This is a genomic window from Lentibacillus populi (assembly GCA_014642895.1).
Lineage (GTDB): Bacteria > Bacillota > Bacilli > Bacillales > Amphibacillaceae > Lentibacillus_C > Lentibacillus_C populi.
The window spans coordinates 39,851-59,435 of the sequence record BMJD01000016.1 but is presented as its reverse complement, the minus strand read 5'-3'; the positions used below and the strand labels follow the sequence as shown (position 1 = coordinate 59,435).

Sequence of the window (19,585 nt, the reverse complement as noted above, 5' to 3'; positions counted from 1 at the left end):
AGGTGTTTCAACATGAAAATCGAAATATGGTCCGATTTTGTGTGCCCTTTTTGCTATATGGGGAAGCGCAGGTTGGAAAAAGCTTTAGAAAAATTTTCGCACAAAGATGCTGTAACGATTGAATATAAAAGCTACGAACTCGATCCAAATGCGGAAAAAAACCCCGGTAAAACAATCCATGAATTAATGGCTAAAAAATTTGGCTCAACGGTAGAAAAAGCAAAAAGCATGAATGATAATATGGCAAAGCAAGCAGCTGAACTTGGGCTTGTATATAATTTTGATACGATGCAGCACACGAACACGCTTGATGCTCATCGGGTCGCTAAATACGCTGAGGAAAAAGATAAAGGAAATGAGATGACGGAACGTTTGCTAAAGGCATATTTTACGGACTCTAAGCATATCGGCGATCCGCAAACATTAATAGAACTTGCCGGTGATGTTGAGTTGGATCCTGATGCTATCCATACATTGCTTCAATCAGATAATTATTTAGCAAAGGTACGTGCAGATGAGGAAGAAGCAAAGCAAATTGGCGTTCAAGGTGTTCCGTTTTTTGTTTTTAATGAAAAATATGCTGTGTCCGGTGCTCAGCCGACAGAGGTTTTTACCGAGGTATTGGCTAAGGTCTGGGAAGAGGAAAGTGAAAAGCCTGCCTTACAGTCACTAACTCCGAAAAAATCTAAGACAACGTATTGTACAGATGATGGCTGCTGTGAAATTGAGGATTAACTGGATGTCTTAAAAACTAACTCTAACAGGGTTAGTTTTTTATTCTTAGGAAAAACAGTTCTCAAAACCGACACAAAAATGTGATATTTATTACATAAAAACCATTGAACCAAGTTATTTAATCTGCTATAATCTTTTGTAGAATCTAATTGATAATGAATATCATTCTTAATTAGATTGATTAGAAGGTAATAATTATTCTAAATAGCCATGTTTGTGGTTGGCATGAGTTTTTCGAGTCGAGGTCATTATATGAAGATACGGTATTTAGTTATAGCAGTCATTATTCTTTCTGTTACTTCTGTTTTTGTTGGGGTTTCCGACGTTTCTCCACTTGACTTGTTCAGCTTAACAGAAGATCAGAAAAAGATTTTGTTCGTCAGCAGGATTCCCCGGCTATTAAGTATCTTAATTGCAGGGATGAGTATGAGTATATGTGGTCTGATTATGCAGCAGCTAAGTAAAAATAAGTTTGTATCACCTTCCACTGCAGGTACCCTTGATTCCGCAAGATTAGGAATTCTGGTTTCTATGATGGTGTTTACATCCGCAAGTCCTTTGGAGAAGATGCTTGTATCGTTTGCCTTTGCGCTGCTTGGCACACTTATTTTCATGAAGATTTTAGAAAAGGTTAAGTTTAAAGATGCCATATTCATTCCATTAATTGGTTTAATGTTTGGAAATATTATTAGCTCAGTATCTACCTTTTTCGCTTATCAAAATGATCTGATTCAAAACATGTCATCCTGGATGCAAGGCGATTTTTCGATGATCATGAGTGGGAATTACGAATTGATGTTTGTAAGTATTCCTATTCTGTTGTTAGCAGCTTTTTATGCCAATAAATTTACCATTGCAGGAATGGGGGAGGACTTTTCCAAAAACTTGGGTTTAAATTATCGGCAGGTGGTGAACCTTGGACTAATCATTGTGGCCCTGATAACGGCATCCGTTGTGTTATCGGTTGGCATGATCCCGTTCTTGGGCTTAATCATCCCTAATATCGTTACCATTTATCAGGGGGACCACTTGAAGAAAAGTTTGTTACATACCGCATTGTTAGGTGCTATATTCGTATTAATGTGCGATATCATCGGCAGAATTATTATTTATCCTTATGAAATTCCAATTAGCTTAACCGTTGGGGTGATAGGTAGTGGAATATTTATCTATCTATTATTAAGGAGAAAGAAATATGGATTATAAAAAAAAGACAATTATTCTAGCCGTTATCGCAACGTTACTTACACTCTTATTTGTGTTCTACGACCTAAGTGGCAATATTGGGTACATCCTGCCGAGAAGAATCATCAAGGTTGTTGCTATTATCCTGACAGGAGGGGCGATTGCATACTCCACAACGATCTTTATGACCATTACCAATAATCGGATTCTGACACCAAGTGTCCTTGGACTGGATTCTCTTTATTTATTGATCCAAACGGTTATGATCTTTCTATTTGGTTCACGGTCATTAGTGATGATGAGCAGTAAACTAAATTACGTATTCTCGCTCGGTATTATGGTTCTGTTTGCTTTAGTTCTTTACCGCCTGTTGTTTCGGGGAGAAAAGAATAATGTTTACTTCCTGTTACTGGTTGGTATGATTTTAGGTACCTTTTTTGGCAGTTTTACCTCATTTATGCAGGTGCTAATCGATCCGAATGAATTCATGGTTGCGCAGGATAAAATGTTTGCCAGTATTAATAATGTCAATACCGATCTTGTTTATCTGTCGATTGGAATGATAGTGTTAATTACATTGTATTTCATGCGTTTTTATAAGTATTTGGACGTACTGGCACTAGGGAAAGATGATGCAATTAATCTAGGTGTTCCTTATGATTACGTGGTCAAACGCTTATTGATCATTGTCGCCGTGTTAATCTCGATTTCAACCGCATTAGTCGGACCGATTACATTCTTAGGATTGCTTGTTGTCAACCTGGCGTATGAGTTTTTAAAAACGTTCCGGCACTTTTATATCATTATCGGATCGATGCTAATTAGTATCATTGCCTTAATTGGCGGGCAATTTATGATAGAGAAGGTTTTTGCATTTCAAACAACCGTCAGTGTCGTTATCAATTTTGTTGGCGGTGTGTATTTCATATATCTTTTGTTAAAGGAGAATAAATCATGGTAGATATCAAACATGTATTTAAAAAGTATAACCAAAAAAAGGTAGTAGATGATGTGTCTCTCAAAATCGAAAAGGGAACCATTACATCATTTATTGGCCCCAATGGTGCTGGGAAAAGTACGTTGATTTCAATGATTAGTCGTCTGATCGCAAAAGATGATGGTGAAATAACGATTGATGGGCAAGATATCTTGCAAGCAAAAAATAAAGAATTGGCGAAGAAGATTTCCATTCTGAAGCAGTCGAATGCTATCAATCTGAAGCTAACGGTAAAGGAATTAGTGTCCTTTGGCCGCTTCCCTTATTCGCAAGGTAAATTGAATAAAGAGGATTGGGAAAAAGTCGAGGAAGCCATCGATTATATGGAACTCCGTGATATGCAGGATAAATTTTTAGATGAGCTCAGTGGTGGGCAGCGTCAACGTGCACATATTGCCATGGTTATTGCGCAGGATACGGAATACATTTTGCTTGACGAACCACTAAATAATCTGGATATGCGTCATTCTGTATCGATCATGAAAACATTACGCCGACTTGTCAATGAAATGGGCAAGACCATTATGATTGTGATTCATGACATCAATTTTGCTTCTTGCTATTCCGATAATATTGTGGCACTAAAAGACGGAAAGATTGTCAAACAAGGTCCAACTTGTGATGTCATTGACAAGTGTGTATTAAAAGACATTTACGATATGGACATTGATATTAAAGAAATTGATAACCAGCGCATTTGTGTTTATTTTTAGTGGCTAGTGCTGCATGGAGAATGGAAGTAAAAAAAGTCCCCTTATATGGAAGCGGTACGGCCATGCCCCAAACCAATATAAAGGAACCCGACTACCATTCATCTTACCTTGTTTTCTTCATTTGGTAAATGAATATGCTTTATTGCAATACATTTGAATGAAATTTGCGTATTGAGCGCTCAATACGCAGAACATATTACTATATATTTCTTTCACTTCATGCAGCGTTAGCTATGTAAAATAAAAAATATAAAAAAGGAGTTTATTCATATGAAGAAATTTGCACTAATTTTAATAGTTGGTTTTCTAGCTGTCATGATTACAGCTTGCGGCTCAAAAGATTCAGCAGACAAAACAGAAGATAAGTCTGGAGATAGCAAAGATTCTACCATCACGATTAAGCATGAACTTGGTGAAACAAAAGTGGAGAAAAATCCGAAGAAAGTAGTTGTGTTTGACTATGGCATCTTAGACACATTAGATGAACTTGGTATTCAGGTTGCCGCGGTTCCACAAGGGAGCATCCCATCCTATTTGGAGAAATATGATAGTGATGATTATGAAAATGTAGGTAGTTTAAAAGAACCGGACTTTGAAAAAATTGCTGAAGTTGATCCGGATTTAATAATTATCTCTGGACGCCAATCCGATGTGTATGATCAATTGCAGGAAATAGCACCGACGATTTATCTTGGTGTAGATACCACCCGTTACATGGATTCGTTCAAAGAGAACATGGAAACAGTCGGTAAAATATTTGATAAAAAAGATGAAGTTGACCAAGAACTTACCAAAATTGATGATTCCATTGCCTCGTTAAAGAAAAAAGCGGAAGAAGTGGATAAAAAAGGGCTGATCATTTTAGCAAATGATGATAAAATAAGTGCCTATGGTCCAGATTCGAGATTCGGTCTCATTCATGATGTGTTCGGTGTTCCAGCATCTGATGAAGACATTGAAGCTTCTACACACGGACAGAACGTTTCCTTTGAGTATGTAAAAGAACAGGACCCGGATTTATTATATGTCGTGGACCGAAGTGCTGCTATAGGTGATGAGCCGGCCGCGAAGAAAATTGTAGAAAATAAACTGATGAAGGATACCAAAGCCTATAAAAATGACGATATTACGTATCTCAACCCAGAATTCTGGTATCTCTCCGGTGGCGGACTTGTATCCGTACAAGAAATGATTAAAGAAGTTCAAGATAGTTTAGATTAATTTTTTGGGGACAGTCCCCGCCACGCTAACGTGTTGTTGCGATGGGGGACTGTCCCCATAATTGTGGCAAAAAATAGGCTGGTGTGTCATGAAATTGTTAAGTTAACACGTCAATGCCTGCCATGATCGTCTTCCCGAGGGGTAGCTACAAAAGCTTGACTTGCTATTTGTATGGCATATATGTTTGAATGGGAAGACAATAAATGAAATGAGGGAAGAGTCCGATGAAAAAATTAGTCATGCTAGTAGTAGCACTAAGTATAGTAACGATGTTGGCCGCCTGTGGAAATAATTCTGACTCTGGTTCCAGTTCCGATGCAGGAAAGAAAAGTGGCGATCAAAATAAAACGGAACAACAGGCAAAGCAGGCTCAAGACAAGGATGTTAAGATTTCCGACGATGAAAAGGTTAATAAAGATGATGTTGTCGTGCAAGTGAATGATACCAAAATAAAAGGTGATCAATACAATAATATTTATGCCCAAACCAAAGTGGCAATGAATCAATTCGGCGAGGATGTTAGTGACAAAGACCAGTTAAAAGAACAAGCAATTAATGTACTTGTTCAGCAGGAATTGTTAAAACAGGATGCTAAAAAGCAAGGAATAGACATTTCAGGCGAAAAGGTACAAAGTGAATTTGAAAAAATCAAAGCAGAAAATGAGGATCAGTTTGCGGCTGTACTCGAACAATATCAGCTTAGCGAACAAGCTTACAAGGATCAGCTAGCGTTCGAACTGACTGTAGATGAATATATTAACAAGGAGATCACCGGAACCGATGTTACAGATAAGGAAATCAAGTCTTATTATGATAAGCTAAAAGAACAAAGTAAAGATATCCCGGAATTGAAAAAAGTTAAGGAACAAATTAAAGATGAGCTGACGAAACAAAAAGAAAATGAAAAACTGCAAGCAAAAATAAATGAACTCAAAAAAGACGCTGAAATTAAGAATATGATTTAAATTGAAGCCCCCTCCAGATTTGGAGGGGGTAAATTGTTTATAAATATCCACCTGAAAGCTGAGACATCAACCTCGGAGCCGGAATATCAACGCGAGAGCAGACAGTCCGTGTCATCAGACTCGGGCATGTACGCCATCCTTCACAAGTTCCGCTATCACTGCCCCCAGTTTTTCAAAAAAGACAGTCATAGCTGTATCTGTTCCAATTGTAATGCGCAAATAATTGTCAATTTCCGGTTTGTCGAAGTAACGAACAAGCACACCATTCCGCTTTAGTTTTTCATACAGTAGTTTTGCCGACAGTTTATAGTGATTGGCAAAGATAAAATTAGCCTGGGAAGGGAGGACGGTAAACCCATTTTGTTTCAGCCGTTTTGTAACCCATTCGCGGGTTTGGACGATTCGCTCCACCTGTTGTGCAAAATACTGCTGATCTCTGATTGCTGCCTCTGCACCAACAATCGCTAAACGATCCAATGTGTACGAGTTAAAGGAATTTTTTATCCGTGTTAATGCCTCGATTAGTTTTGCGTTCCCTAATGCATAGCCAATTCTAAGGCCGGCAAGTGATCGTGATTTGGACATGGTTTGCACAATGAGTAAATTGTCATACGTATTGATAAGCGAGACAGCGGATTCCCCGGCAAAATCAATGTAAGCTTCATCAATGATCACAACCGTGCCTGCGTTATTCTTAGCGATATCCGCTATGTGCTCAAGCTCTAAATAAATGCCTGTAGGTGCATTTGGATTGGGAAAAATGACGCCTCCATCTGATTGAAAGAAGGAACATGTTGTTATGGAAAAATCTCGGGCTAGTGGAACTGTTTCATAAGGAATATCGAATAACCGGGCATATACAGGGTAAAAACTGTACGTAATCGCAGGAAAGCGTATGGCTTTTCCCGGATCAAAAAAAGCCATAAAAGCGAATGCCAGTACCTCGTCAGAACCATTGCCGATAAATACATTTTCTGGACGCAACTGATGATGCACAGCAATTGTCTCCCGTAATGAATCTGCAGTAGGGGAGGGATATAGATTTAGTTTCCGGTCCAATTCCTGGGTAATGGCCTCCGCTACATGTGGTGAAGGGGGATAGGGATTTTCGTTCGTATTCAATTTTATAATCCCTTTCCCATCTATTTGCTCCCCCGGTATATACGGATCAGCCCTTAGTGCCATCTTACTCCAGAGTTTACTCACCGCGGATCCCTTCTTTTTGCATATGACGTTGATAAAGTTCCTTTCTAATGTCCGAAAGCGTTACATTGCGGATCTCCATTACTATAAGCGTGTGATAAATAAGGTCAGAAATTTCCCAGATCAGTTCCGCATTATCAGCATTTTTCGCCCCAATGATAACTTCACCTGTTTCCTCCCCAACCTTTTTAAGTACTTTATCAATCCCTTCATTAAACAAATAGGTTGTGTAAGACCCATCAACCGGGTTGTTACGCCTTGATTTAATCGTGTTCACAAGCTGATTCAGCATAGCAAAATCTGCACCATTATCTTCTTCGTACAGCTGCTTGTAAAAACAGGACTCACTCCCCGTATGACAGGCTGGCCCAAGCGGCTGTACTTGTACTAAAATAGCGTCCCCGTCGCAATCATATTTCACGCGTTTGACCATTTGTTTATTTCCGGATGTTTCCCCTTTATTCCAAAGTTCTTGTCTACTGCGGCTGAAAAGCCATGTCTCTTTTGTTTCAATCGTTTTTTGTAAGGCTGCTTCATTCATGTATGCGAGCGTAAGGACCTTTCCCGTGTCAATATCCTGAATGATCGCGGGAACAAGACCGGATTCATCAAACATTACTTGTTCCATTATTTCGTCCAAGATGGTTCCCTCCTCATTGTTATGCCGTTCGCAGCTAAATAATTTTTCAAATCAGGTATGCTTATTTCACTGTAATGAAAGACAGAGGCGGCGAGTGCAGCATCAGCTTTCCCCTCGTTTAAAATTTCCGCAAAGTGTGCTTTTTCGCCAGCACCACCACTTGCGACAACTGGAATCGTTACCGCATTGGCGATTGCCTTTGTTAATACCACATTAAAACCGTTTTTGACGCCATCGACATCTATCGCATTAACGACGATTTCACCAGCACCGAGTTCTGCGCCACGTTTTGCCCAAGCGATTGCATCGATTTGCATGTCGACTCTGCCGCCGTTCATAAAAACGGACCAGCCAGATGAGGTACGTTTCGCATCGATCGATAAAACAATGCATTGACTACCAAACTTAGCTGCCGCCTCTGTTATAAGCGATGGGTTTTTGAGCGCCGCACTGTTTAGGGATACTTTATCAGCACCTGCCCGAAGAACACGATTAATATCAGCAACCGATCTTAGTCCTCCGCCAACGGTAAACGGAATATTAATTTCCGTTGCGACACGCTCGACAATATCAACAAAAATATCCCGACCCTCATTTGATGCTGTAATATCATAAAAAACAAGTTCATCGGCACCATCAGAACGATAGCGTTTTGCTAGTTCAACAGGATCTGCCACATCACGAATTTGCTTAAATTTCTTCCCTTTGACGACTCTGCCTTTGTCAACATCCAGACACGGAATAATTCGTTTAGCGAGCATCGTTACTAACCTCCATTAATGATGGCAAAGATAAGGTACCGTCGTATAATGCCTTGCCAATAATCGCCCCATAAAGATCTAACTCCGCCAATTTATCAATATCCTGAATGCTTGCTATTCCGCCTGATGCAATAACCTTAATGGAGGTTGCTTCATTTATTGCTTGCAGTTCAGCGAAGTTTGGTCCTGTAAGCATTCCGTCTTTTAAAATGTCTGTGTAAACTATTGTTTTGACGCCAATCTGTTCCAAGTCTTTCACAAGATCCATTGCTTTTACGTCACTTGTTTCAAGCCACCCGTTTGTTGCTACTAATCCGCCTCTGGCATCAATGGAAACCGCGATTTGATCTCTATACTGATCGACCGCTTTTTGTAAAAATTCTTTATCGGTGATGGCTGCAGTTCCAATGATCACCCGACGGGCACCAGCCGAAATATATGCTTCGATGATCGCCAGTGAACGGATCCCGCCGCCAACTTGAGTGGGAATGGTAGTGTTCCCTGCAATGGCTTGGATCGTTTCTTTATTAGGTGAATCGCCTGTTTTTGCACCGTCAAGATCGACAATATGCAAGTATTCGGCACCCTGCTTTTCCCACTGAATGGCGATATCCACCGGGGAATCACTATATACATTTTCTTTGCTATAGTCACCTTGCACTAAACGTACACATTTTCCATTTCGTATATCAATTGCTGGAAAAAGTATCACGTGATCAACTCCCCGAAGTTTTTTAGTAGGTTAAGTCCTGTTGCACCGCTTTTTTCCGGATGGAACTGTATCCCGTATATGTTGTCTTTTTGTACAATCGCCGGGATTTTTACGCCATAGTCACAGCTGCTTAATAGTTCATCCGCAAGGTTTCCATCAATATAGTAGGAGTGAACGAAATAAACGTATGACTGTTCAGCAATATCCATTAAGATTGGATGGGTGCGGTGGTGTGATAAAGTGTTCCAGCCCATATGCGGCACCTTCACATTACCCGTAATTCGGTTTACCGATCCTTTTAGAATCCCTAACCCTTCCCAGTCACCATCTTCAAAACTCTCGTCATACAGTAACTGCATGCCCAGACAGATGCCAAGGATTGGTTTTCCGACAGCTGCTTCCTTCCGTAATAGCGCTGCTAATCCAAGCTCATCAAGTGCATCCATCGCATCTTTAAATGCCCCAACCCCTGGCAGAATAATAGCTTTACTCGCTCTGATCGTTTGCTCATCGGTAGTTAAACAAGACGCTATATCCAGTTTTGTTAATGCAGATTGAAGGCTCTTAATATTCCCCGCACCATAATCGATAATCGCAATCATTTCTCTATCTTCCTCTCAAGTGGGGCCGATCAATTCTGACCTCTGGCCTCTGATATCTGACCTCCGGATTACAACGATCCCTTAGTCGAAGGAACGCCTTTAATACGCGGATTCTCCCTCGTTGCTTCATCAAGTACACGTCCAAATCCTTTGAAAATCGATTCGACGATATGATGGCTATTGCTGCCATATGCAAGATTAATATGCAATGTTACTTTTGCATGGTTGACGAACCCTTGGAAAAATTCCTCGACAAGCTCTGTATCAAAATCCCCAATTTTATCCTTTAGTCCATTAACTCGATAAACGAGATGGGGACGGCCACTAATATCCAGAGCGAGTGTTGATAATGCCTCATCCATTGGGATGGTGACTGTCGCATAGCGGTTAATTCCTTGCTTCGTCCCAATTGCTTCCTCAAATGCCTGCCCAAGTACGATTCCAATATCTTCAACCGTATGATGCTGGTCAACTTCTAAATCACCTGTACATGTAAGTTCCATATCGAATAATCCATGCTTCGTCATCAATATCAGCATATGATCAAGAAATCCTACGCCTGATTGGATCTTGGCGGTTCCAGTTCCGTCAATCCATAAGTCCATGTTAATCGCTGTTTCTGCTGTCGTTCGCTGAATCGTACTGTTACGCATCGTTAGCACCCTTTCTTACGTTAATTGCATTTGCGTGTGCCGTTAATCCTTCTGCTTCAGCCAACGTCACAATTTGTTCGGAAGCTTGCAGGAGGGAGGATTTTGTATAATGAATAATGCTCGATTTTTTAACAAAGTCATAGACACCGAGTGGAGATGAAAAAATTGCTGATCCGTTTGTTGGGAGCGTGTGATTCGGTCCGGCAAAATAATCTCCTAAAGGCTCAGGTGAATATGGCCCAAGAAAAATTGCACCAGCATTCTTGACAAAATGCACGTTTTCTGCCGGGTTTTTAACCATAAGCTGTAAATGCTCCGGAGCGATTGTATTTGCCAGGGCAAATGCTTCCTCTAAACTATCTGCTATAATGATTTTTCCATGATCGCTTAATGATTTTTTGATTATTGTGTTTCGCTCAAGTGAAGCTAGCTGTTTCTCGATTTCCACCTGGATAGCTTCAGCGAGTTGTTTACTTGTCGTTATACAAATCGCTTTCGCCCGTTCATCGTGCTCAGCCTGGGATAACAAATCTGCTGCAGCGTAACGTGGGTTAGCCGTTTCGTCGGCAACAATGCAAATTTCGCTAGGTCCAGCGATCATATCAATCGCGACATCACCAAACACCCATTTTTTCGCTCGGGCGACGTAGGCATTTCCGGGGCCAACGATTTTCGCTACCTTTTCAATTGTGGATGTACCATATGCAAGAGCAGCAATTGCTTGGGCGCCACCAACTTTGTAAATATAATCTACCCCTGCCTCATACGCCGCAGCTAAAACATACGGGTTTACCGTTCCATCAGATTGTGGTGGTGTTACGACCGTGATGGATTTTACCCCTGCCAATTTTGCCGGAAGTACATTCATTAAGACCGTTGAGGGATATGCCGCTTTACCACCAGGAACATAAACGCCAACCTTTTCAAGTGGTGTGATCTTCTGTCCCAGCATATTCCCGTTCTCGTCGTTGATGAACCAGGACTGTTCAACTTGGGCTTTATGGAACCTGCTGATATTTTCCTTTGCTTGTTTTAGTGCCTGGATAAATCGATCGCTCATTTGCTGTCGTGCCTCATTTATTTCAGCTTCCGTTACGACAAGGCTATCCAGTTTTACTTGATCAAATTGCTCGGTATAACGGAAAAGTGCCTGATCACCCTGGTTTCTAACTTGAGAAATAATCTCCAGTACAGTTTGATCAAGTGTTGCGTCTTGAAAAACTCCCGACCGATTTTCCTGTGCAGTGAGGTAGCTCGCTGGGGTTAGTATTTGCATTTACATACGTACCTCCAATGCTCGATTCAGTTTCTCCAAAAACAAGTGGATACGCTCTGATTTCGTGGCAAAACTGGCCTTATTAACGATTAATCTTGTACTGATTGCTTCTATCGTATCGATTACCTTTAATCCGTTTTCCCTTAAAGTTGTTCCGGTTTCTACAATATCGACAATGACGTCGGATAGCCCGATGAGTGGTGCCAATTCAACGGAACCATTTAATTTAATTGTTTCCATCGGGATGCCTTTTTTTTGAAAATATGCCTTTGTAACGGCTGGATATTTGGAAGCAACTGTAAGCTTTTTCCCGCTGTCTACTGCGGTATTAGGCAAACCAGCAAGGACAAATTGACACGTTCCAAACCGGAGATCCATCATTTCGTATACATCAGCCTGCGCTTCGGCAATATTATCTTTGCCGACAATCCCGATATCGGCAGCACCTTTTTCAACATATGTCGGCACGTCGATTGCTTTCACATATACTAATTTAAAACTATCTGTTTCATCATAAAAAATTAGTTTCCTGGATTTCTTGTTAAAGGCAGGAAAGTGAATTTCCGCTGTCTCCAGGAGCTTGATTGTTTGGTCAGCGGTTCGTCCCTTTGCCATGGCCAACGTAAGATAACTCAAGTCAAAATCCCTCCTTAAACAGGTCTAATAATTCTGCTTGACTGAAAAAAGCACGAGAAGTCTTTTCGTTAGCGATAAGATTTTGTGATTCCTTGTAATAGATAACATTGGCAGCAGTTTGATTGTTTGCTTCTCCACCAATTGGATCGATACGTACACGCACACCTTGACTGCGCAGTGCTTGCCCACAAGACAATGCTTCCCTTCGCTTTGACTCTGTATAAAGGATTTGAATATCCACCGCCGGATCCATAACCGGAAAGAGGGATTGCTGGCTCATCACCTGTAATACCGCAGCAATATCAAAGGCAAACCCAATCGCAGGAAGGGCCCTCTCGAACTGTTCGGCTAATTGATCGTATCTGCCTCCCATCAATACGGGCTTTCCGTAATTTTCAACAAACCCTTGGAATATAATGTCGGAATAATAATTCATGTGGTTAATCAACCCTAAATCAAAAGAAATAAATTGTTCCGCATCGTATAATTTTAGCCCTTCCAGCAAGCTGTGAAGATCTGTAACTTTCTCTTGCATCTGGTTGTTTAGCGCGACGGATTCCGCATGTTTGATAACCTTTTCTGGATCCCCATACAATAATGGAATTTGCAGTAAGGATTTTTTACTTTCCGGTTGAATCGGCAGGTTTTCCAGGAATGCTTCTATTTCGGAGACATTCTTGGCCTGAATAATTGCCTGAAGCTGTTCAATTTCTTGCTTGGAAAGTTCTATTTGCTTTAACAGTTCCTTAAAAAATCCGGCATGACCAATCTCAAGCTTAAACTGTTCAAAGCCCAGATCCTGTAATGTATGAATCGCTAAAGCAATCACTTCTGCGTCTAATTCGTCAGTTTTTAACCCGAAATTTTCTATGCCAGCCTGCATCTGTTCGCCCTGATCAAAACTTGCGTTGCGAAAGACGGTAGAGATGTAAAAGAGTCGCTCATCATCCCAATCCAATTGGTTTCCTGCCGCAGCCCTTCTTGTAATTGGTATCGTGACGTCCGGCCTGAGCACGAATACTTTCCCGGCTGGATCAATGACCTTTACCATCTTTTCTGGATGAATCATACCAGTACTGGTTTGGTACAAGTCGTATGGCTCAAATGCCGGTGTTTGAATTTGCCTGTAGCCATAAGTAGCAAAGCGATCCTTCATTTTTGCCAAGAGATATTCTTTTTTCTGGTAATCATCAAGGCTAAGTGTATTGCTAGTGTGAAAAACGTCCTGCAGCATAAAAGATCTCCTATTCTATAACTTTATCACTCTATTGCTTTATTTAATTAAAGTTATATAGTATTCTAATAATTAATAGTATGAAAGTCAAGTACAAAAGTGGAAGCGCCCGTTCAGCGGCGTATGTGCTGGACTGAACCGTAGGAGATAAAGGAAACACGGTGAGCTGGAAGCGAGCCGATGTTGACTTATCGTACGGAGGCGGGTGTTGCACACTAGCCGCTGGGCGCTGGAGCTGGACGTGGCTGGCGCTGAAAATGGAAAAAATAACGCCCAATTTTTATACTATCTTTACCAATAGCAAAAGGGAGGAATTTTCCGATGTTTGACTACCACGTTCACAGTACATTTTCGGCAGACTGTGATACACCAATGGAAGAGAGCATCAAAAAGGCAATTGAAACAGGACTTAAAGAAATTTGTTTTACCGATCACATTGATTATGACTATCCAGATCGTTCCATTATATTTGATTTAGATTTGGCGCAATATAATCGTAAGCTAACCAAATTACAAGAGAAGTATGCTAAGCAAATAACGATTAAAAAGGGAGTTGAAATTGGTGTCCAGCCACATCTCCTGAGCCGGTATTCCCAATTAACGGCAAGTGAAACATTTGACTTTGTTATCTGCTCGATGCACACCACCAATAAACAGGATCTGCATTCTGGTGAATTTTTTACCGATAAGTCAGTTGATGAAGCGTACACTGCCTATTACAATGAGCTGCTTTATTGTGTAAAGCATTATAAACAGTACCAGGTTTTGGGACACCTTGATTTGGTAAAACGGTATACAAGGGAAAGGGCAACGAAAGGCTTCAGGGAGGTAATAGCGGAAATTTTTAAGGTCATTATTCCAGAAGGTAAAGGGATTGAGTTGAATACATCTGGCGTTCGGTATGGGTTAGAGAGCGGTATGCCGAGTGCCGATATTTTAAAAGTGTATAAGGAGATTGGCGGCGAAATCATCACACTTGGATCCGACTCACACACTTCAAGGACAATTGCTTTTCAATTTAACGATGCGTTGGCACTGCTTCAAACACTTGGATTTCGTTATATTACAACATTTGAAAAAGGAAAAGCAAAGCAGCATCCAATCGAGGGACTATCCCCATTAAAATTGTCATAAAAAGTTCGCCATACAGTACGGAAAAAAACAAGGCAAGATGATACAATAAAGAATAAGGGAAAGAATAATTGTAGTGTGTGTTCAAAAATTCGCTACTTAATCATTTGATGACTTTTTGAACAACCTCTTATAGCTGGTGTTAATTATGGAGCAGGTAAAGAAGGGACTCCTGATCATTTGCGGGACAATTTCTCTCGTACTCGGACTATTGGGGATTGTTTTGCCGCTTTTACCAACAACGCCATTTCTTTTGCTGGCGGCAGCTTGCTATGTCCGCAGCTCAAGAAAATTATATCAATGGCTTTTAAACAATAAATATTTTGGGCCGTATATTGAAAATTACCGGGCGGGAAAAGGCATTCCATTAAGGACAAAAGTAATCGGTGTCTCACTGCTATGGATTTCCATGGGGTACACCGTTATTTTTGTAATTCCATTATTCGCGATTAAAGTATTATTACTACTAATAGCCGCGTATTTTACTTGGTTTATTTTAAAGCAAAAAACATTAAAAAAGCAGAAGCACTCGGTTGGCAACATGTGAATGTACCTGTCAGCGGGGAATTTCCGGGTGTGAAAGCTGTTTTTTAGGCAGGAGAGGCAAGGCAATTGAAGAAGAAACGTATTTTGCAGCTTACAGCAATTGGTATTCTTATCGTGACAGCCACAATCATTACATATATGCCAAGGCATGCAAGTTCACAGCATTCTATTACACCGATAAACGTTTTTGTCCATGGGTATAAAGGAACGACCAATTCCTTCGGTGGCATGTTGAATCGGTTTGAACGAAACAATTGGGGAAATAAGGCACTGATTTATTATGTTACCCGCCATGGGGATGTAAAAATGTATCCTTTAAACAAAGGGAGTAGGGAACCAATATTCATCCAGGTCATTTTTGAAAATAACCGGGCAAGTTTTGATGACAGTGCAACATGGTTATCCGAGGTCATGCGTCATTTGAAAAATACGTATCACATTGATTCGGTAAACCTTATCGGCCATTCTATGGGTGGTTTGGTTTCCTTGAAATATATTGAAGAGTATCAGGATCCAGCCGAATATCCTGCGACCAATAAGTTAATTACGATTGGCAGCCCATTTGATGGGATCTATAGCCAGTATTATTTTCAAATTAATCGTGACCCCGCAGCAACAGACTTAAAACCCGATTCCCCTGCCTTACAGCTGTTGAGATCCAACAGACAGGCGATTCCGGATGATTTAGCTGTGCTGAGCATTGGCAGTACAGGGGATATGGTGGCAGTGCCGAAAAGTGTGCATACATTAGAAGAAATTGTCCCAGCAAATCAATTAACCGAAATCATGATCGAAAATGACAATTTGGGGCACAGTGAACTGCACGAAAATAGACAGGTTGACAAGTTGATCCATTCGTTTTTGTGGCAAGAACGAAAGGAATAACTTAAAATAATATAGATTAATGTAAAAAGGAATGATTTAAGTGGTGAATGATCATCATACGTACGAAAAATTGACGGAAATTACAGCAGTGAAGAATGTGATGGTTGATGAACACTTAAAAAATCATACGTATACCCGTTTAGGCGGGAAGGCTGATTTTTATGTGACACCGGAAACATATGAACAAGTACAGCAAATCGTCAAGCTTGCAAATAAAGATAATATCCCCTTTACAATGCTCGGAAACGGATCTAATTTAATTGTAAAAGACGGGGGAATTCGTGGTATCGTATTAAATTTACAAAAGTTGGCATCAATTACTGCTGATGGAACAACCGTCATTGCCCAAAGTGGCGCGCGAATCATTGATGTTTCTCGCCACGCCTTAGTGAAAAAACTTACCGGACTTGAATTTGCCTGCGGGATCCCTGGATCGGTCGGCGGTGCATTATTTATGAACGCCGGGGCATATGGCGGCGAAATCAGAGATGTGTTGGAAAGTGCGGTAGTTGTCACTAGAGATGGAGATCTTCTCACATTGGCTGCCAATCAATTGGACTTGGAATACAGGTCAAGTAATATTCCTGATAATGGCTACATCGTTTTGGAAGCAACCTTTTCGTTGCAGAACGGAAATTATGACGAAATCAAAGCAGTCATGGATGATTTAACGTTTAAACGGGAATCGAAACAGCCGTTGGAATATCCATCATGTGGCAGTGTATTCAAAAGGCCGCCGGGATATTTCGCCGGCAAACTCATCCAGGACAGTAACCTGCAAGGAAAACAAATTGGTGGGGCGCAAGTATCCTTGAAGCATGCTGGTTTCATTGTCAACAAGGATCATGCATCGGCCAAACAATATATCGATCTGATCCATTTCATCCAGAAGACAGTAAAAGAGAAATTTGGTGTGAAACTGGAACGTGAGGTTAAAATTATTGGGGAAGATTTAGTGGAATAACAGAGGACTGTGAGCAAAAGTAATTGTTCACAGTCCTTCTTAGTAGTAAAAGTAAATGATTTGGGTCCTGATTTTACGGTTTAGAGGAGATCAAATAATGAGAAATTTTTTTCGGAATCGAAAACCAATTCGGCTGCAAACATGGATTATGCTGCTAATCGTTTCGGTGTTAATGATTGCATTAACGATAACAGGCCTTCTTATTGGCAATGAAACAGCACAGAAAACCAGGGAAAGCCAGAGAGAAAAGGCGATGAATATTGCTAGTGCGGTTAGTCAGACCCAGTCTGTTATCGACGGGTTAGTGAACCTGGATAGTTCAGGAGAAATACAGTCCTATACAAAAGCTGTACAGGAAGATACGGATGTTGATTACATTGTCGTTATGGATAATCAACATATTCGCCGATCGCATCCTGTTGAGGAAAGAATCGGACAATACTTTGTTGGAAATGATGAAGATCGGGCTTTCCAAGGAGAACGCTACACGTCTGTTGCAGAAGGAACGCTTGGTAAATCCATGCGTGCATTTACGCCAGTGTGGAACGAGGGTGAACAAATCGGTGTGGTAGCGGTTGGAATATTACTTAACAACGTAGAGGACACGGTTTTTGCCAGTCAAATTATCGTCTATATTGGGATTGCTGCTGGGCTGGTTGCCGGAGCAATTGGAGCTGTCCTTTTGGCAAGGCGTGTAAAGCGTATACTACATGGGCTTGAACCAAGTGATATTGTACAATTGTTACAGGAAAGGGATGCCATGCTCGCGTCAGTAAGAGAAGGTATTATTGCCATTAATAAACATGCTGAGATTGTCGTGGCTAATCATGCCGCTATGGATCTGTTCCGCCGGGCAGGCCTTGCGGAAAATCCTATCGGCAAGCAAGTGGATGCTTATTTACCTCCCTCTGATTTAACACAAGTATTACTGGATCAAAATATCGAATTCGATCAGGAGCAAAAACTCAATGGGATTGATATCATTGTAAATACGAAGCCAGTTATAGTCAATGATCATATAGCAGGTATAATTGCCACGTTTCGGGACAGATCGGAACTCACCTCTTTAGTAAAACAGCTAACAGATACAAGAACTTATGCCGACACCTTGCGGGCACAAACCCATGAATTTATGAATAAGCTGCATGTTATGTCAGCAATGGTCCACACGGAATCTTACAAGGAATTGGAGGAGTATATTGGCTACATTTCCGATAATTATCATAAGGAAATTGGTGCGGTTTCACGTCTTGTGAAGGATCCAGTATTGGCAGGATACTTACATAATAAGCTGAGTCAATTCAGGGAAAACGGAGTAGTTGTAGAACTCAACGGGGACCGGCAATTGCCGTTATTAAAAAATACAAAAAAGATGGAAGCGATCATAACAATGATCGGGAATTTGAGTGATAATGCGAATGAAGCAGTAGCTCAACAAGCGGATCGACGTGTTCTTATTACAATAAATTATATAAACGGACAATTTCATTTTACGATTCAGGATAATGGACCCGGTTTAACACCATCCGAAAAGGAAGCCATTTTTGAAAAGGGACGTTCCACAAAAGGGAAAACCCGAGGCTACGGATTATTTCTGACAATGCAAGCTCTAAAAGTACTGGATGGTACACTTGAGGTATCTTCTGAAAAAGGGGAAGGAACTGTTTTTGATGTAATTATTCCATATGAAGGTGGTAATGTATGATTAACGTGTTAATTGTAGAAGATGACCCAATGGTTGCGAAATTCAATCGTATATACCTTGAAAAAGTAACAGGATTTACTGTAATCGGTGTGGTTCATGATATTTCCGCAGGGCAGCATTTTTTAAATAACAATGATGTGAACCTTGTCCTGCTAGATATTTATATGGCTAATAACAATGGACTTGATTTACTTGTAGAGATAAGGAATGCTGATATAAATGTTGACGTTATTGTTATAACGGCTGCAAATGATCGCTCATCAATACAAAGGGCGTTACGCAATGGAGCGTTTGATTATTTAATTAAACCATTTGATTTCGAACGATTGAAGGATGCATTACTCAAATATCGGGAAAAGTTTGAACGGATGAAAGAGGGACAGGATGTACAACAGAAAGATTTGGACGCCTTTCTATTGAAAAAATCCATCCCTAATATAAATCCAATCGACCTTCCGAAAGGGCTTACCGTACCAACATTTGCCCGAATTGCAAGGCAGATAGCAGAATGGGAAAACCGCCCATTTTCCACAGCCGAAATAGCCGATAAAACCGGAATATCCCGTGTATCGATAAGCAAGTATTTAAAGTACCTAACAGGGCAGGACGTGCTGAAAGTGGAGGTGATATATCAGGAGACAGGGCGCCCTTTGCATCGTTATTTGTTGCAACCGGAGCGTATCAACATGCTTCATTCGCTCATAGGAGAAATAAAATAAATATTTTCTATTATTTTTTTAGTTACAAAAGGGTTGAAATAGTTTCAAAAGGTACACAGCCGGAAAGTAATCCCCTAAAATATTTGTAAGCGTTAACATATG

The 19,585-nt window shown here is 40.6% G+C and carries 21 protein-coding genes; 12 read left to right on the top strand and 9 right to left on the bottom strand.

All coding sequences use genetic code 11. From position 1 onward, the window contains the following. The first annotated feature begins 12 nt into the window (after positions 1 to 12). The 6 genes from IEX12_RS11350 (at position 13) to IEX12_RS11325 (ending at position 5,816) form a co-directional block, all read left to right on the top strand. A complete protein-coding gene (locus IEX12_RS11350; RefSeq protein WP_088051138.1) occupies positions 13 to 735 on the top strand; it encodes a DsbA family oxidoreductase in 723 nt (240 codons plus the stop codon). Positions 736 to 987: 252 nt separating this feature from the next. Continuing rightward, the gene (locus IEX12_RS11345) at positions 988 to 1,941 is read left to right on the top strand and encodes an ABC transporter permease (RefSeq protein ID WP_088051137.1); all 954 of its coding nucleotides are present in this window, start codon (positions 988 to 990) and stop codon (positions 1,939 to 1,941) included. Further along, entirely contained in the window at positions 1,931 to 2,881 is a 951-nt protein-coding gene (locus tag IEX12_RS11340; protein WP_088051136.1) for an iron chelate uptake ABC transporter family permease subunit, read from the top strand. Before IEX12_RS11345 ends, IEX12_RS11340 begins: the two co-directional genes overlap by 11 nt. Next, positions 2,875 to 3,630: an iron ABC transporter ATP-binding protein gene (locus IEX12_RS11335; protein WP_088051135.1), complete on the top strand. Its 756-nt coding sequence runs from the start codon at positions 2,875 to 2,877 to the stop codon at positions 3,628 to 3,630. The genes IEX12_RS11340 and IEX12_RS11335 overlap by 7 nt, the downstream gene beginning before the upstream one ends. 270 nt (positions 3,631 to 3,900) lie before the next feature. Then, entirely contained in the window at positions 3,901 to 4,851 is a 951-nt protein-coding gene (locus IEX12_RS11330; protein WP_188725197.1) for a siderophore ABC transporter substrate-binding protein, read from the top strand. Between the two features lie 224 nt (positions 4,852 to 5,075). Then, on the top strand, positions 5,076 to 5,816 hold the full coding sequence (locus tag IEX12_RS11325) for a SurA N-terminal domain-containing protein (RefSeq protein WP_188725196.1): 741 nt from the start codon (positions 5,076 to 5,078) through the stop codon (positions 5,814 to 5,816). 114 nt (positions 5,817 to 5,930) lie between these two features. Here the strand turns inward: IEX12_RS11325 and hisC are convergent, their stop codons facing one another. From hisC to hisZ, 9 genes are all read right to left on the bottom strand, one after another. Further along, positions 5,931 to 7,022: a histidinol-phosphate transaminase gene (gene hisC, locus IEX12_RS11320; RefSeq protein WP_188725195.1), complete on the bottom strand. Its 1,092-nt coding sequence runs from the start codon at positions 7,020 to 7,022 to the stop codon at positions 5,931 to 5,933. Next, on the bottom strand, positions 7,015 to 7,647 hold the full coding sequence (gene hisIE, locus IEX12_RS11315) for a bifunctional phosphoribosyl-AMP cyclohydrolase/phosphoribosyl-ATP diphosphatase HisIE (protein WP_371871308.1): 633 nt from the start codon (positions 7,645 to 7,647) through the stop codon (positions 7,015 to 7,017). The genes hisC and hisIE overlap by 8 nt, the downstream gene beginning before the upstream one ends. Then, on the bottom strand, positions 7,647 to 8,420 hold the full coding sequence (hisF, locus tag IEX12_RS11310; protein ID WP_188725194.1) for an imidazole glycerol phosphate synthase subunit HisF: 774 nt from the start codon (positions 8,418 to 8,420) through the stop codon (positions 7,647 to 7,649). The genes hisIE and hisF overlap by 1 nt, the downstream gene beginning before the upstream one ends. Beyond that, the gene (hisA, locus tag IEX12_RS11305; protein WP_188725193.1) at positions 8,410 to 9,132 is read right to left on the bottom strand and encodes a 1-(5-phosphoribosyl)-5-[(5-phosphoribosylamino)methylideneamino]imidazole-4-carboxamide isomerase; all 723 of its coding nucleotides are present in this window, start codon (positions 9,130 to 9,132) and stop codon (positions 8,410 to 8,412) included. The genes hisF and hisA overlap by 11 nt, the downstream gene beginning before the upstream one ends. Beyond that, complete coding sequence (hisH, locus tag IEX12_RS11300; RefSeq protein WP_188725192.1) at positions 9,129 to 9,734, bottom strand: imidazole glycerol phosphate synthase subunit HisH; 606 nt, start codon at positions 9,732 to 9,734, stop codon at positions 9,129 to 9,131. Before hisH ends, hisA begins: the two co-directional genes overlap by 4 nt. A gap of 68 nt (positions 9,735 to 9,802) precedes the next feature. After that, positions 9,803 to 10,387, bottom strand: a complete 585-nt coding sequence (hisB, locus tag IEX12_RS11295) for an imidazoleglycerol-phosphate dehydratase HisB (RefSeq protein WP_188725191.1) — start codon at positions 10,385 to 10,387, stop codon at positions 9,803 to 9,805. Further along, the gene (gene hisD / locus IEX12_RS11290) at positions 10,380 to 11,663 is read right to left on the bottom strand and encodes a histidinol dehydrogenase (RefSeq protein WP_188725190.1); all 1,284 of its coding nucleotides are present in this window, start codon (positions 11,661 to 11,663) and stop codon (positions 10,380 to 10,382) included. The genes hisB and hisD overlap by 8 nt, the downstream gene beginning before the upstream one ends. Then, on the bottom strand, positions 11,664 to 12,299 hold the full coding sequence (hisG, locus tag IEX12_RS11285) for an ATP phosphoribosyltransferase (RefSeq protein WP_102415946.1): 636 nt from the start codon (positions 12,297 to 12,299) through the stop codon (positions 11,664 to 11,666). It abuts the gene before it with no gap. 1 nt (position 12,300) lies between these two features. Continuing rightward, complete coding sequence (gene hisZ / locus IEX12_RS11280) at positions 12,301 to 13,533, bottom strand: ATP phosphoribosyltransferase regulatory subunit (protein WP_188725189.1); 1,233 nt, start codon at positions 13,531 to 13,533, stop codon at positions 12,301 to 12,303. Positions 13,534 to 13,854: 321 nt separating this feature from the next. Between hisZ and IEX12_RS11275 the strand changes: the two genes are divergently transcribed. The 6 genes from IEX12_RS11275 (at position 13,855) to IEX12_RS11250 (ending at position 19,483) form a co-directional block, all read left to right on the top strand. After that, entirely contained in the window at positions 13,855 to 14,667 is an 813-nt protein-coding gene (locus IEX12_RS11275) for a histidinol-phosphatase HisJ family protein (RefSeq protein WP_188725188.1), read from the top strand. Between the two features lie 145 nt (positions 14,668 to 14,812). Next, positions 14,813 to 15,211, top strand: a complete 399-nt coding sequence (locus IEX12_RS11270; RefSeq protein ID WP_188725187.1) for a YbaN family protein — start codon at positions 14,813 to 14,815, stop codon at positions 15,209 to 15,211. A gap of 65 nt (positions 15,212 to 15,276) precedes the next feature. Beyond that, positions 15,277 to 16,095: an alpha/beta fold hydrolase gene (locus IEX12_RS11265; protein ID WP_286171096.1), complete on the top strand. Its 819-nt coding sequence runs from the start codon at positions 15,277 to 15,279 to the stop codon at positions 16,093 to 16,095. A 100-nt stretch (positions 16,096 to 16,195) separates the two neighbouring features. Then, complete coding sequence (gene murB / locus IEX12_RS11260; protein ID WP_371871307.1) at positions 16,196 to 17,059, top strand: UDP-N-acetylmuramate dehydrogenase; 864 nt, start codon at positions 16,196 to 16,198, stop codon at positions 17,057 to 17,059. A 97-nt stretch (positions 17,060 to 17,156) separates the two neighbouring features. Continuing rightward, positions 17,157 to 18,764 (top strand): DcuS/MalK family sensor histidine kinase, encoded by a 1,608-nt coding sequence (gene dcuS, locus IEX12_RS11255; protein ID WP_188725185.1) that lies wholly within the window; start codon positions 17,157 to 17,159, stop codon positions 18,762 to 18,764. Next, positions 18,761 to 19,483 (top strand): response regulator, encoded by a 723-nt coding sequence (locus tag IEX12_RS11250; protein ID WP_188725184.1) that lies wholly within the window; start codon positions 18,761 to 18,763, stop codon positions 19,481 to 19,483. Before dcuS ends, IEX12_RS11250 begins: the two co-directional genes overlap by 4 nt. Positions 19,484 to 19,585 lie beyond the last annotated feature (102 nt).